Below are 14,567 nucleotides of genomic sequence, written 5' to 3' on the forward strand. Positions count from 1 at the left end.
CGCATCGACGGCCGCATCGCCCGATCCGCCGCCCACTGCCGTCGCGCACCCGCAGGCAGCTCCGGCACCTTCTTCTCGTCCCACCCCATCGCGCATCTCCGTGATCAAGGTGTTGCGACGACCAGTTGAATCCGCCGAATATCCTAAGATCACAATGAATGACCGAAAATGACCGGTATCTGGAACGACATGCCGCCGAGCCGTACACTGCCTCGACCCGTGCTTCCAACCTCAGCCGTTTACCGCAGCCCCGCACACCCGATCTTGGGCTTGCCCAGCGTCCTCGGACACCCGACCAGCCTAGGACCGATTGGACGGTGACCGGCAGGCAGTTAACCGAGACCCGGCAGAGCACGTTCACCGTCGATGTCGGCGAGGTGCAAGTCCTCAGCTGACCAGGCGGGCCCCTGCGCCCAGGACGACGCGGCGGCCAGCTCAAGGACTGGATCGCACAAGTACAGGCCGACTCGATCCCGCCCCTGCCCACCTTCACGGCAGGCCTGGGCCAAGACCTCGACGCCGTCATCGCCGGCTTGAGCCTGCCCTACATCTCCGGTGCCGTCGAGGGCCACAACAACAAGATCAAGATGCTGAAGCGCCAGATGTTCGGCCGCGCCAACTTCGACCTCCTGCGCAAACGCGTCCTCCACGCCGTATGACGCCGGTCGTCGCGGCGGCCTGGACGGTCACCAGCTCATCTCGGATGGCGATGGTGTCGAAGGACGCCCATGGGGCGGCCCTGTCAGCGCACTGTCTTCTGCGGTGGGAGCTGCCCGGCCTCAGAAGGTTTTGCCGGGGTCGATGGGATCGACCCCGGTGCCGTCATACAGCTCCGGTTGAATGGACAGCACGACGCGGCCCTGGGGAAAGTCGGCGCTGGGGCGAGCAGCGTGGACCGCGTGGGCGATCCGCCAGTCGACACCGTCGGCGATCAGCGCGCCGACCGGGATCGTGGCCGACAGGTCCAGCGACTCGATGTCGAGCCCCGGCAGGGCGCCGATGTGTTCGGCCACCCCGCGGCGCTCGGCTTCGGCGGCCGTCAGGCACAGCGCCGGGACCTGCACGCTCGCGCGGCCCGCCGCGGCGTCGACCACGAACCCGGACAAGGCCGGATAGCCGGCGCCCAGCGCCAAGAGTGCGGTGTGGTCCAGCAGGGCCGGGATCACGCGGCCGTCGCCCGGCTCTCGATAGCAGCCCGCAAACGTGCCGAGGCGGCGAGCGCCTGGTCGTCGACCTTGATCCCCATCCGCGCCGACAGGTACCGGCGGGCCTGCTCCGCCCGCGCCGCCAGCTCCGCCTCGGTCAGCGTGGAAGCCGCCAGCTCCTCGACCAGCTCCCGCATCGTCGTACCTCGCTCCGCCGCGAGACGGTTCAACCGCTCACGGGCGGCCTTGGAGACCTTGATGCTCGTATCGTCCGTCATACGCCGCACTCTACCGCCAGTAGAGCAAGGCTGCGCCCTGGGTGCGGCAGGAGTTCTGGGCGACTGACTCGATCAGGTGGAAACCGGACGGTGACATCGGCGGCTGCGGTGGTCCGCGACGGGTACCTGGGGCCACGCCTAGCCGACGGAGGGCTGCTTCGAGGCGGGAGGGGTCTGGTACAACGTGTCGGTATGGGCCGGAGGGGTCACCTGGCGCACCACCAGGTCGCCTTGGAGGGAGTCGCGCACCGTGCGGCAACCGCCGGTCTCCAGGACGTCGGCGAGCAGGGTCTGCATGCCGAACGTGATGGCTCTCGACAGCTGGTCCGCTGCGTCACCGGACCTTGCCTCATCGCTGGCCCGATCCAGCTCGGGGGGAACCTGCCACCACACGGTCACGCCGGTGCCGAGGTAGGCTTGAATGACCGGATCGGGGTCACGGACCGGAGTAATCACGAGGCCGGGGCCGCCGTCTTGGCTCAGCGGGAGCCCGGCAAGCCGGCAGATGCGCGTCACGCGCTCGACGCACTCGTGCTGGCTGATCTCGGCGCGTAATTCCCTGGATTCCTCGTCCATGCCCATCCACTCGGTCAGCTCCAACAGGCGCGCGCGATCGGCTGGTTCGATCGGCTCAGCCATCATCGTCTCGTTCTGCATGCCAGTCTTGGTCGGTTCCGACCGCACGCGGCTGTCGTCCATTGGTCCACCATGTTTGGTCGTTGACACAGGAGGACCTGCTTCGGTCACCCCCGGCACCCCTACGCGCGTCTCCGACCCTTTGCGCTGAACAGCACGCTGCCACAGTCCTCTGGGCCTGGGCACAGGAATCAGGAAGGTCGTGCTCGAGAGGCCGCTCAGGGCCGGGCGGCGCTTTGGCGGGGGTGGGTCGCCACCTTCGGGAGGGTGTTCGGCTCATGGCTGCCGCGCGCCGCGTCCTCGGGTCGGGGCAGGTTGGCGCGGCTGTGCGGAGTGCGCCGTCGCAGCCCCAGTTTGCGCGTCTTCTTGGCGAAGGAAGCGATGGTGTGGGGGCGGGCGGTCGCGGCCAGGATGGCGGTGATGTGTTCGGCGAAGTGTGGGCCGGGCAGGGGGATCTCGAAGTCGGGGTTCTCGGCATAGCCGTCGGCGAGGGCGTTGGGGACGTACTCCATCACGGCGGTGACGACCTCAGTGCGAGGTCGGCTGGCTGCGTTGAGGAGCCGGCTGAGGGTGCGCAGCACGGTGGGGAGGCTGGTGTCGACGGTGGCGGCCCGCCCGGTGGTTCCGGGAAGGTTGACGGTTTCGGGGGCGGGCTGGATGTCGGCGCGGGTCTGCTGACGCCACCAGTCGGCGGTATGGGTCTCCCCCAGGGCGAGGTGGTGCAGGTACAGGCAGTACGAGGCGGCGTCGTCCTCTGCGCCGGCGGCGTACTGCCACCAGAAGCGGGCACCGTCCTCGGCGTCGGCCAGGTGCAGGATGCAGCCCAGGATCCGGGCGCCGCTGGGTTGCGGGAGATGCTCGGTGAGGAAGCCGCTCAGGGAGACGGCAGCGGTCTGGGTGACCAGCGTCTCGCAGAGGGTCTGCAGGTCGTAGGCGGCGTCGTCTTCGTCTGGGTCGCGGGGGAAGGGGTCCGCCGCTGGCCACACCTGGGGGGCGGCCCCGTCGCCGGGGGCGGAATCGTGTTGGTAGGGGACGACATCGCTGGGGGCGCTGGCCTCCTTCAGCAACAGGGTGCGTTCGAGGAGTTCGTGGATCAAGCTCATGAGGATGTCTCTCCCGGGCGGTCGTGGAGGTCGAGGAGCGCGTCCAAAGTGCGCGCGGCGTGGCGGGAGTCGGAAGACGCTGAGGCATACGGGACGCCCAGGACGGCGGCCGCGGTGGCGACGCTCATGCCGCAGGTGTACTGCAGGATGGTGATGTCCATCTGGTGATCGGGCAGGCGGCTGATGCCGTGGAAGACCTGGAGGGATTCGGCGATCTGCCGCAGGCGGTCGGCAGGGTCGCCGGCTTCCTGCTGGGCGACGGTGGAGAACGCGGCGGCCGCCAGTTCCGGGTGAGCTTGCTCCGCTTTGACGAACACCATTGGTGTGGTGGTCAGGCCGCCGCGGACGGCGAGGCCCCGGCCGGCTACGGCGGCTCACCTCCGCGCGCGGAGAGGACGTGGGCGTGCGCACGGTCAGGAAGTTGTAGATCGGCTTACCTCCGCTCGCGCAGAGAGGACGGTGCCGTTGCCGCCCTGCGCCCCCATCTGCGCGACTCACCTCCGCTCGCGCGGAGCGGACGAGCGAGTTCTGTTCGTAGCAGTTCCCGCCGCGGGTGGGCCTCCGCACGCGCGGAGCGGGCGCGGGTGTGAGGTGGCTGCGCTGCACCCACTTCGGTGGACCTCCGCACGCGTGGAGCAGACGGCGGCTCGTTGTCCGCGCGCTGGATTGGCTTCGGTGGACCTCCGCACGCGCGGAGCGGACGTAACACTCGGAGTCGAAGGTGGCCTGCCCGCCGGTGCACCTCCGCACGCGCGGAGCGGACAACCCCGACGCCTACGCGCACTACCTCGCGGACGGTGCACCTCCGCACGCGCGGAGCGGACGCCCTGGTCTCCGCGAGTCGCCCCCTCAGGGGCGGTGCACCTCCGCACGCGCGGAGCGGACGCCGTGGATTCGATGCGGCGGGTCGAGCACATCGGTGCACCTCCGCCCGCGCGGAGCGGACACCCGCAGGTTCCGCTGCGGCTCCCCCGGGTCCGGTGCACCTCCGCACGCGCGGAGCGGACGTCGACGGAGGTCCGCGAGCTAGGCGACGCGCCGGTGCACCTCCGCACGCGCGGAGCGGACACCGCGTAGCGGGTGCAGTTCGGACAGAACCATGGTGCGCCTCCGCACGCGCGGAGCGGACGACAGCATTTCCCATGTCGGTCGCGCCATGGGCGGTGCACCTCCGCACGCGCGGAGCGGACACCCTCGCGTCGATGGTGTCGCTGACTCGGTGCGGTGCACCTCCGCACGCGCGGAGCGGACGACAGCCGTTTGTAGCCGTTGCGCTTCGTGAGCGGTGCACCTCCGCACGCGCGGAGCGGACGGGCGCAGGTAGCCGGGGCCCTTGATGTAGAACGGTGCACCTCCGCACGCGCGGAGCGGACGCCTGACGCTGCCGGTCCGCCCGGACTGCTGCCGGTGCGCCTCCGCACGCGCGGAGCGGACTTCGGGAACTCCGTCACCGAGGACCCCCTGACCGGTGCACCTCCGCACGCGCGGAGCGGACGGAGAGGCCCGCTTCCCGGTATCCCTGCCGGACGGTGCACCTCCGCACGCGCGGAGCGGACTGCCGCGTCTGGTGGTAGTCGGCGGCCGCTGCCGGTGCACCTCCGCACGCGCGGAGCGGACCGGTGAGTGGGCGACGTGGCCGGGCGGTCGGACGGTGCACCTCCGCACGCGCGGAGCGGACGCGGTGGGGACCAGGCCGCCGACCAGGTCGGCCGGTGCACCTCCGCACGCGCGGAGCGGACCCTTCCTGACCTGCAAAGACCGAACGGCTTTGCTGTTTCTTTATCAAAAAGCAATCGCCGTGCGGCTCGCTGGCCGCGTCTCTCCTTTTCGCTCGAACCGGTCGTCATCCTGGCGTATTTTTCATACCGGTTCGCCATTCACTAACCGACAATAAGTCCCATTTGAGCCCATCTGGATTCTCTGGTCGCGCTCTCCCCTGCAGGCGCCCCGCGAGCGCGCCCACAAGGAGCTTAGTGGCCCCCTCTGACAATCCAGAAGGTACCAAAGGCCCGGGTTGTGAGCTCACGTTTTGTCTGGCTAGAGTCCCTCTTCACATCAACTAACGGTCAGTCAATCAGGCTTTAAACATTAGCCATTGATTGAATCTTTCGACCGGTGAGGGAGTGATTTTGCCTGTTTGGAATGTGGCGGAGCAGCCGTGTCTCGCGGTGTTGTTTCGGCAGGATGCTGACGCGGAGGAACTTGCGCGGCTTGTTCCTGGTGGACGGCCCGGGGCGACGGGTGCGGTGGGGCTGCGTGGGGCGCTGTTGGCGGCGCATCTGATTGCGGATGTGGAGGTGGTGAGCCCGGCGGTGGAGTCGATGGTGCGGCGGTTGTTGGCTGCTCTGGCTGTGCGGGTGGGCGGGTTGGATCTTGTCGAGCGTGATGCGTGGGATGACCGTCTGGATGGCCTCCTAGGTGCTGGGCGGTTCGAGGCGGAGGCGGTACATGCGTACTTCGACGCGTGGGGGCATCGGTTCGATCTTTTCGATCCTCAGCGCCCTTTTCTGCAGGATCCTCGTCTGGCGGCGGAGTGTTCGCGGCAGGCCCCTCCTGCGCGGTTGGTGATGCCACGGGCGTCGGGTGCGAACCAGCCGTGGGTCGATCGAGCCCCTCAGACGGATCCCATCGCCTCTGTCGGGGCGCTGGGCTGGCTGCTGGCATGGCGTGGGTACGGCCCGTCGGGGACTGGTGCGCAGCGGACCCACGGGGCGGTGGATTCCAAGAACATGAAGGCCGCGCCGATGCGGTCGTTGATGTCGTATCACCCGGTGGGCGAGTCGTTGTTCACGTCGTTGGTGTTGTCGTGTCCGCCGCCGTTGGCGGCGCCTGCTGCGGGGGTGGATCTCGCGCCGTGGGAGGCCGACGTGCTGGAGGATCCGTTGGTGCCGGCGCCGGTGTGCGGGCCGGTGTCGTTGTTGTCGGCCCGGACCACGCACCATGTGCTGCTGGCGCCGGATGTGTCTGGTGAGCAGGTGGTGGGGTGCTGGGTGGCGTGGGGTGCGCGGTCGGATCTGCCGGCCGCGCGGGATCCGTTCGTCATTGACCGGGTCAAAGGGGGGCCGGTCAGGGCGAGCTACCGACGGGCGCTGTTGCGGGATTTCGACGGGTTCATCCATGCGAAGGATCCGGCGTCGGCGGGATGGAAGGGTGTGATCCTTCCGGGGTGGCTGGCGGTGTTCGCCGATCTGCCCGCTGAGGTGCTGGCCGGGTTGTCGACGGTGCGGGTGCGGGCGCTGGGTTGTCATCAGGAGAAACAGGACCGGGAGACGCACTGGTACGCGGTCACCACCCCGGCCAGTCTCGCCCCTTACCTGCCGTCTCGTCATCCTGCCCGCGCGGCGCGGGTGGCGGCCACCCGGTTGTCGGCGGAGCTGGCAGCAGCGGGCTTGGCCAAGGCGTTGCGGTCGGCCTGGCGGCAGATGGCTCCCGGGGACAAGGAATGCCCGTGGCCGGACCCCGCCACGTCCGAGTTCTGGGACCGAGCCGAACCCCTGTTCTGGAACGCCATCACCACCGATGACACGCCACCGCCGAGGTTCACGGCGCTGGCGCTGGAGCTCTTCGACTCCCACACCCGCCCGGCCGCCACCACCGCACACGGGCTGCTGCCGATCGCCAAGGCCCGCGCCGCCCTCACCCATCCCCGCAGGAAGAAGGCCGCCTGATGGCCCCCGACACCCCGCCCCCGCCGCCCGCCCATCCCAGCACACTGCCGCACCTCAAACCGTATGAGCACTATCTGCGGACCGTGCGGACAACCTGCTCCACCCCGGCCGGTCGGGCGGCGCTCCGCCAGGGTCTCGCCGAGCAACTGGCCTCTCCCTGGCAGCTGTACATGCACCTGCTGCCCGCCGGTGGATTCCCCGAGGCCGCCGGCTCCTTCCCCGGGGTGCCCGAGACCCGCGCCGCGGAATACCCCTACCTGCTGATCGCCGCCCTGTATGCGGTGCACGACGCACCCAACCCGCGCACCAGCACACAGCGCACGGCGGTGCCGGCGCGACCGGTCGACGGCCGCCGCAACCTGGGCTGGTCCTACGCCCGCGCCGCTGCGATCGGGGCGATGCGACCGGAGACGGCGGCCAGCAACCTGTCCTACGTGGCGCAGTTGGACCTGGACGGCCTGTACCGGGATCTGCCGGCGGCGGTGTCGCTGCTGCGGTCGCAGCAGGTGCCGGTGCAGTGGCCGGTGCTGCTGCGGGATCTGACGCGCTGGCCCCGGTGGGCCGAGGACGTCCGCATCGAATGGGCCCGCGCCTTCTACACCCCCACCACCACCCCCGCTATCGAGGAGATCTCCCAGTGAGCACCCGCACGCTTCGCCGCCGCCTGTACCTCGACATCCACCTGGTGCAGTCCTACCCGTACTCGAACCTGAACCGGGACCGGCAGAACTCTCCGAAGATCGCCACGTATGGCGGGGTGACGCGGGCCCGGACCTCGTCGCAGAACGGCAAGCGGCACGCCCGCGTCGCGGTCGAAAAGGCCCTCGGCATCCGGGCGGTCCGCACCCGCGGCGTCCCCCAGGCCGTCGCCGGCCGCCTGCAGGACCGCGGCTGGAGCACCGACCTGGCGTTGGTGGCGGGGCAGATGCTGATCCTGGCGGCCGGGGTCAAGGGGTTGGGTATCGCGGACACCGACGGCACCAACGCCCTGCTGTTCCTGCCCCACGAGGCGCTGGACGTCCTCGCGGACCTCGCGGACACCCACCGCGAGGCCATCACCCGCGAGGCGGCGGCCTTTGCCGCGAAGGAGGCGAAGGCCGTGAAGAAGTCTGCGCGCAAGCCCGCCGCCGAGCAGGACCTCGTACCGGAGGCCGACGCCGAGGACGCGGCGCTGGGCGAAGGCAGTCCGCTGGCTAAGCACGCAGCGGATGCCGTGCCGAAGAAGGAGGTGCTGGCCGTGCTGCAGAGCCGCAACGCCTCGGTCGCCGCGTTCGGGAGGATGCTCGCCAACGAGGGGGACTCCACTGTCGCCGGCGCCGTCCAGATGGCCCACAGCCTGAGCACCCACGCCACCACCACCCAGACCGACTTCTTCTCCGCCGTCGACGACCTGCAAGAAGACGCCGGCGTCGAGAGCGGGGCCGGGCACATGGGCGACAACCGTTACACGTCGGCCACGTTCTACAAGTACGCCTCGCTGAACGTGTCCGAACTGCAGGACACCCTCGACGGCGACCTCGACACCGCCCGGGAGGTGACCTCCGCGTTCCTGCGCGCCTTCGTCACCGCGGTGCTGCCCGCCAAGTCCTCGGGCACCGCCCCGTTCACCGTGCCGCACCTGGTCTACGTCACCGTGCGCACCGACCGCCCGGTCAGCCTGGTCGGCGCCTACGAGACGGCCATCCCCACCAGCACCGATGGCTATCTGCCCGCTTCCCTGCGGGCTCTGGACGCGCACGCCGCCGCCCACCACCGCTTCCTGGGCACCGACGGGCGCGCCGACCACTTCTACAGCGGCCTGACCGACACCGAACTGCCCGCGCTGGGCGACCGGGTGGACAGCCTGGACGCCGTAGTCACCCGGGTACTGGACACCCTGGCCAAGGAGCAGGCGTGAGCGGAATGCTGCTGCACCTGTCCGGGCCGCTGCAGTCCTGGGGCGGCCCGGCCGAGTTCACCGTGCGCACCACCCACCGGTGGCCCACCCGCTCCGGTCTGACCGGTCTGCTCGCCTGCGCCCTGGGCCGCCCCCGCAACGCGGCCAACACCGACCTGGCCCAGCTGCGCTACACCGTCCGGGTCGACCGGCCCGGCCGGCGCGAGGCGGACTTCCACACCATCGGCGGCGGCTACCCGCGCCACCGCACCCCGCCCACCGCCGACGGCACGTTCAAGAAGCTGGGCGAGGGCACCATCCTCACCGAGCGCTGGTACCTGGCCGACGCCGCGTTCACCGTCGCCGTCACCGGGCCCACCACCACCCTCACCACCTGCGCCGACGCCCTGGCCCACCCCGTGTTCGCCCTGTACCTGGGCCGGCGCTCCTGCCCACCGGACACCCCCGTACTGCTGTTCGGCGACGTGCCCGACCCGGTCGCGGAACTCGACCGGCTCCCGGTGCACCGGACGCCCACCCGCCACGGCCCCCGCCCCCCGTGCACGTTCGTGTACGACACCCCGCCCGAGCCCGACGCCCCGTCCGATACGGAGATCCACGACATCCCCACCGGCCACCGCACCTTCAGCCGCCGCCCGGTCTGGGAGCGGCAGCGCGTGCTGCCCGACGCCCCGGACGCCGGACGCGGCACCCGATGGATCAACGCCCTCACCGCCCACCGAGAGGTCACCCCCCGATGACCACCGCCCCAGCCGCCCCCGCCACCGTGCACCTCGCGCAGTTGCGCCTGCAGACCACCCGCCGGCACACCGCCGTCTACGCCGACCTGACCGACGCCACGAAACTCCACCACCGCATCCAGTCCCTGTTCCCCGACGCCCTCGGCCCCGCCCCCCGCGCCGCCACGAACACCCTCTACCGACTGGAACGCGACCGCGACGGCGCCACCTTACTGATCCAGTCGACGCTGCCCATCAACCGCAACGCCCTGCCTGACGGGTACACCGACGGCGACATCCACTACCGCGACCTGACCCCCCTGCTCGCCTGGATCACCACCGGCCGCGTCGTCCGCTACCGGATCGACGCCAACCCCATCAAAAGCATCCACGTCCCCGGGCAGCGCGGAACCAGGGTCCCCCTTGCCGGTGAGGACGCCGTCGCCTGGTGGCACACCCGCGCCGCCACAGCGGGACTCGACATCGCCTCCGCCCTGGACATCCCGCAACCTCCGATCGATGGCGACCGCGGCCAGGACGGCCACGGCAAACCGAACAAACGCCTGCGGCTGCGCGCCATCCGCTTCGAAGGCGTCGCCACCGTCACCGACCCCGACGCCCTGCGCACCGCCATCACCACCGGCATCGGCCAAGGCCGCGCCTACGGCCTCGGACTGCTGTCGATCGCCCCCCACCGCCCCTAACCCACAACCCACAGCACCGTCACCGCCCCGGTCGTCCTGCCCGGGGCGGACCCACACCTCCAGGAGCGCACCGTCGTGGCCGCACCGTTCGACCCCCCGCTGGGCCCGGCGTTGTGGGCCAAGGCCCGGGGACTGGACCACCCCTACCCGGCCGGGTGCCACAGCCTCGACGCCGGCGTCATGGCGGGCGCCGTGTGGGACCACTACCTCACCGCACGCCAGCGCCACACCATCGCCTCCGGCTGGGGCCTGCCGCAACGGGCCGCCCGCCGACTGGTGATGTTCCTGGCCGCCCTCCACGACCTCGGAAAGATCACCCCGGGATTCCAGGCCTGCGCCCCGGCCGCGGACCAGGTCACCGGGCAGCCCGGCTACCCGCCCGCCGACCCTGCGGCCGGCCGGCTGAGCCATCAGCGGGCCGTGCACCTGGCCCTGCCCGAACTCCTGCACCGCCGCTACGGCCTGTCCCTGACCGGGCGCCCGACGAAAGCGGTCGCGCACCAACTCGGCCAGATCCTCAGCGGCCACCACGGCACCTACGGCACCGCCCTGTCCCACCAGGGTAACGAACTGACCTGCCCGCTGACCGCCGTCCCGGCCCTAGGCGACGACGCCTGGGACCGCGACCGCGAAGCGCTCCTCGCCCTGGCCGAGGCCACCTTCGGCACCCCCGCCTTCCCCAACCAGGTCGCGCCGGCCCCGGCCGCCGTCATCACCACCGGACTGATCACCCTCGCGGACTGGCTCGTCTCCCAACTCGACTGGGTACGCGCCCGCCAACGCTCCTGGGACACCGACGGCACCCACACCTGGACCGCCCACGTCCACCGCGCCCGCCGCGCCGCCCGCCAAGCACTCCGCGACGCCCAACTCGTCACCCCCCACTGGCGAACCCTGACCAGCTTCGAAGGCATGTTCCCGCACCTGAGCGCCTATCCCCCGCACCCCCTGCAGACCTCCCTGGCTGAGCACCTGCCTGGGCTGGTCCGCGGCCCGGGACTGCTCCTGATCACCGCACCGCCCGGCGAGGGCAAGACGGAGGCGGCACTGTTCAGCGAGCGCCTCATGGGGCCGGCCGCCGGCACCAACGGGCTGGCGTTCCTGCTCCCCACCATGGCGACCACCGACGCGATGTGGCAGCGCGTCCGCGACCACACCCGCACCAACTGCCACACCCCACCCCCCGTCACCCTGCTCCACTCCCTGGCATGGCTCGACGCCGCCTACACCCCCGACGACCTCCACACCACCACCTGCGACCCCGACACCGTCGCCGAATGGCTCCGCGGCCGCTACCGCGGCCTCCTGGCCGGCATCGCCGTCGGCACCTGGGACCAAGCAGCCCTCGCCGCCCTCCCCCACCGCCACCTCGCCATGCGCTGGCTGGGCCTATCCGGCAAAACCGTCATCATCGACGAAGTCCACGCCTACGACGCCCACGGCCACGCCCTCACCCTGCGCCTCCTGCAATGGCTCGGCGCCCTCGGCGCCCCCGTCATCCTGCTCTCCGCCACCGTCACCGGAACCACCGCCGCCGCCCTCGTCCACGCCTACCGCACCGGCGCCGGCCATACCAACACCCCACCCCTGACCCCCAACTACCCCGGCTGGACCCACATCGACCACACCACCGGAACCATCACCACCTCCCCACCGCTGCACTCCAACCGCGCCCATTCCCTCACCATCGAAAGCCACCCCGTCACCCACACCCACCACCCCAACCAACCCGCAGGCCGCCCGCACACCATCCTCAACCTCCTGACCCCCCTCGCCACCACCCACACCGGCTGCGCACTGATCGTCTGCAACACCGTCGCCGACGCCCAAACCACCCACGACCTCCTGGCAGCCGCCTGGCAGCATCAGGACGCCAGCCCGCTGGTGCGGATCCTGCACGCCCGCATGCCCGCCCGCCAACGCCAAGCCATCACCCGCCGCCTCCAACGCTGGACCGGCCCCCGCGGACAACGCCCCACCCGACCCTTCGTCGTCATCGCCACCCAAGTCGCCGAACAATCCCTCGACGTCGACTTCGACCTCGTCATCAGCGACCTCGCACCCCTCGCCCTGCTCCTGCAACGCGCCGGCCGCGGCCACCGCCACCCCCGCACCGACCGCCCCACCTGGGCCCCCACCGGCCAACCACGCCTCGCCGTCCTCATCCCGACCGGCACCCTGCCCCCCAAACACTGGGGCGAGGTCTACTCCGCCTCACTGCTGCGCCGCACCCGCGACCTTCTCCACACCCTCGCCGCCACACCCCTGCAGGTACCCCACGACGTTCAACGCTGCGTCGACGACGTCTACGGCCCGGAATTCGCCGGAACCGACGACATGGCCCGCATCGCCGACGACATGGCCCGCGCCTCCATCGCCGACCTCACTGCTATTCCCCCACCCGCCACCACCCGCGACCTGCACCCCCTGACCAATACCGACCAACACCCCGACCTCATCGCCACCCGTCTCGGCGCCGACGGCATCCGCATCCTCCCCACCTACATGACCTCAGACGGCCACCACTGGCTCCACCCCACCCACCACACCCCCCAAACCGCCCTTCCTCACCACATCGCCCCCGACGACGTGTCCACCATCCGCCGCCTCATGAACGCCACGATCCCCATCAACAGCCAATGGCTCCAAGGCCGCACCCCCAACACCAACCCACCCACCACCTGGACCAAAGTCCCAGCCCTCCGCGACGTGATCCTGCTTCCCCACACCACTACCGACGACCACATCGCCCCATATCACGCAGGAAAACGCACCATCCACCTCGACCCCGAGAACGGCCTCATGCGCCACTAGCAAGGCCCGCCACCCCAGGCACCAAGCCATCGCACCTTGACAAAGGAATCGCAAAGCCTGATCAACGCCGCAGGTCAAAAAGACCGCTCCGCGCACGTGGAGGTACACCGCGGTCGGCCAGCGCCTGGAGATTGGGCAGCTCGACCGCTCCGCGCACGTGAAGGTACACCGGGGTTGACGGTGCCGCAGTCGACGCCGACGCAGACCGCTTTGCGCGCGGAGGTCCACCGGTGCCGCCGTATGACAAGCCATACCTGCACCGTCCGCTCCGCGCACGCGGAGGTCCACCGGGAGTACCGGCCGCGAAGCCCGCGCCTTGATAAAGTAATCGCAAAGCCCGCCCGATACCGCAGGTCAAAAAGGGTGTCCGCTCCGCGCACGCGGAGGTCCACCGCCCTGCTCCGACAACAACGGCCACCTCTACAAGTCCGCTCCGCGCACGCGGAGGTCCACCGCGCTGGACCGCCTACCCGGTCCTCGGCGGGCCGTCCGCTCCGCGCACGCGGAGGTCCACCGGTGACGCCGAGCCCATCGGGTACGTCCTCGCCGTCCGCTCCGCGCACGCGGAGGTCCACCGACATCGCTGCGCATGCTCGGCTTCTTCGGCTTGTCCGCTCCGCGCACGCGGAGGTCCACCGGTCTTCGCCGTCTGGTTGTGGCGGTTGGTGTCGTCCGCTCCGCGCACGCGGAGGTCCACCGAAGGGAACGGCCAAGCGCGGCGGCGCGGCGGTGTCCGCTCCGCGCACGCGGAGGTCCACCGGCGGCCGGTCCCCTGCTGGTCACCCTGGCGTCGTCCGCTCCGCGCACGCGGAGGTCCACCGAAGCCGCAGGGCATGCGCCTGGAGTTCGGCTTGTTCGCTCCGCGCATGCGGAGGTCCACCGATGTGCCCGAGCACGAGGGCGGGGACGCACGAGTTCGCTCCGCGCATGCGGAGGTCCACCGGGAGTACCGGCCGCGAATCCTCAGACGTTGTGGTCCGCTCCGCGCATGCGGAGGCCCACCGCAGGCGACGGGGCAGGCAGCGCTCGCCAACCAGTCCGCTTCGCGCGCACGCGGAGGTACGCCGGACTTCCTGAAGTTCGGTGCGGTCAAATTGACGTCCGCTCTGCACACGCAGAAGTACACCGATCGCAGAGTTCTGCGCCTGCGCGGCCAGCTCGTCCGCACCGCGCACGCGGAGGTCCACCAGGCGTTGACTATTTCGACAAGGCCGCGCTCGAGTCCGCTCCGCACACGCGGAGGTCCACCGGGCCTCAAGCCCCCGATCAACTTGGCCATCGGGTCCGCTCCGCGCACGCGGAGGTCCACCGAGGTCCAGCAAGGCCACCACGGTGGCGGTCAAGTCCGCTCCGCGCGCGGAGTCCACCGATGTCCATGTTCCTCGACACGCCGCGCGTCCAGTCCGCTCCGCGCACGCGGGGGTCCACCGTGCTCGACGTAGATGTGGTCCTCGGCGTTGTAGTCCGCTCCGCGCACGCGGAGGTTCACCCGTGACCGGCCTGGCCATTGAACCGTTCCGGGTTCGGTAGAGACTTCAGATTGTGGCTGTGACCTGGGGTTTCGTGGCTGCTCGGTAGTGGTTGGCTTCGTATTCGGCGGGCG

Annotated in this window: 11 protein-coding genes, 1 pseudogene and 2 CRISPR repeat arrays; of the genes and pseudogenes, 7 read left to right on the plus strand and 5 right to left on the minus strand. The window is 70.5% G+C overall.

Annotated elements, in window-relative coordinates:
- Positions 1–419: 419 nt before the first annotated feature.
- A pseudogene (locus tag ABZ721_RS40120) lies at positions 420–659 on the plus strand (transposase); the annotation flags it as partial.
- Positions 660–779: 120 nt separating this feature from the next.
- Here the strand turns inward: ABZ721_RS40120 and ABZ721_RS40125 are convergent.
- From ABZ721_RS40125 to ABZ721_RS40145, 5 genes are all read right to left on the minus strand, one after another.
- On the minus strand, positions 780–1,166 hold the full coding sequence (locus ABZ721_RS40125) for a hypothetical protein (protein WP_358793784.1): 387 nt from the start codon (positions 1,164–1,166) through the stop codon (positions 780–782).
- Positions 1,163–1,423: a hypothetical protein gene (locus tag ABZ721_RS40130; protein ID WP_358793785.1), complete on the minus strand. Its 261-nt coding sequence runs from the start codon at positions 1,421–1,423 to the stop codon at positions 1,163–1,165. Before ABZ721_RS40130 ends, ABZ721_RS40125 begins: the two co-directional genes overlap by 4 nt.
- Positions 1,424–1,561: 138 nt before the next feature.
- Positions 1,562–2,122 (minus strand): hypothetical protein, encoded by a 561-nt coding sequence (locus tag ABZ721_RS40135; protein ID WP_358793786.1) that lies wholly within the window; start codon positions 2,120–2,122, stop codon positions 1,562–1,564.
- Positions 2,123–2,277: 155 nt separating this feature from the next.
- The gene (locus ABZ721_RS40140) at positions 2,278–3,162 is read right to left on the minus strand and encodes a hypothetical protein (protein ID WP_358793787.1); all 885 of its coding nucleotides are present in this window, start codon (positions 3,160–3,162) and stop codon (positions 2,278–2,280) included.
- Positions 3,159–3,482: a hypothetical protein gene (locus tag ABZ721_RS40145; protein ID WP_358793788.1), complete on the minus strand. Its 324-nt coding sequence runs from the start codon at positions 3,480–3,482 to the stop codon at positions 3,159–3,161. The genes ABZ721_RS40140 and ABZ721_RS40145 overlap by 4 nt, the downstream gene beginning before the upstream one ends.
- Positions 3,483–3,532: 50 nt before the next feature.
- A CRISPR array of direct repeats spans positions 3,533–4,901; the repeat unit is 29 nt; unit sequence CGGTGCACCTCCGCACGCGCGGAGCGGAC.
- Between the two features lie 360 nt (positions 4,902–5,261).
- Here ABZ721_RS40145 and casA point away from each other — a divergent pair.
- The 6 genes from casA (at position 5,262) to cas3 (ending at position 12,964) form a co-directional block, all read left to right on the plus strand.
- Entirely contained in the window at positions 5,262–6,830 is a 1,569-nt protein-coding gene (gene casA / locus ABZ721_RS40150) for a type I-E CRISPR-associated protein Cse1/CasA (RefSeq protein ID WP_358793789.1), read from the plus strand.
- Positions 6,830–7,471: a type I-E CRISPR-associated protein Cse2/CasB gene (gene casB / locus ABZ721_RS40155; RefSeq protein ID WP_358793790.1), complete on the plus strand. Its 642-nt coding sequence runs from the start codon at positions 6,830–6,832 to the stop codon at positions 7,469–7,471. The genes casA and casB overlap by 1 nt, the downstream gene beginning before the upstream one ends.
- On the plus strand, positions 7,468–8,727 hold the full coding sequence (gene cas7e / locus ABZ721_RS40160; protein ID WP_358793791.1) for a type I-E CRISPR-associated protein Cas7/Cse4/CasC: 1,260 nt from the start codon (positions 7,468–7,470) through the stop codon (positions 8,725–8,727). The genes casB and cas7e overlap by 4 nt, the downstream gene beginning before the upstream one ends.
- Before the next feature lie 5 nt (positions 8,728–8,732).
- The gene (cas5e, locus tag ABZ721_RS40165) at positions 8,733–9,467 is read left to right on the plus strand and encodes a type I-E CRISPR-associated protein Cas5/CasD (protein WP_358793794.1); all 735 of its coding nucleotides are present in this window, start codon (positions 8,733–8,735) and stop codon (positions 9,465–9,467) included.
- Positions 9,464–10,150: a type I-E CRISPR-associated protein Cas6/Cse3/CasE gene (gene cas6e, locus ABZ721_RS40170; protein WP_358793792.1), complete on the plus strand. Its 687-nt coding sequence runs from the start codon at positions 9,464–9,466 to the stop codon at positions 10,148–10,150. The genes cas5e and cas6e overlap by 4 nt, the downstream gene beginning before the upstream one ends.
- A 75-nt stretch (positions 10,151–10,225) precedes the next feature.
- Positions 10,226–12,964, plus strand: coding sequence for a CRISPR-associated helicase Cas3' (cas3, locus tag ABZ721_RS40175; protein ID WP_358793793.1), 2,739 nt, complete (start codon positions 10,226–10,228; stop codon positions 12,962–12,964).
- A 365-nt stretch (positions 12,965–13,329) separates the two neighbouring features.
- Positions 13,330–14,031: direct repeats of the CRISPR family, unit length 29 nt; unit sequence GTCCGCTCCGCGCACGCGGAGGTCCACCG.
- The last annotated feature ends 536 nt before the right edge of the window (positions 14,032–14,567 follow it).

It is taken from the genome of Streptomyces sp. NPDC006733 (assembly GCF_040636125.1).
Lineage (GTDB): Bacteria > Actinomycetota > Actinomycetes > Streptomycetales > Streptomycetaceae > Actinacidiphila.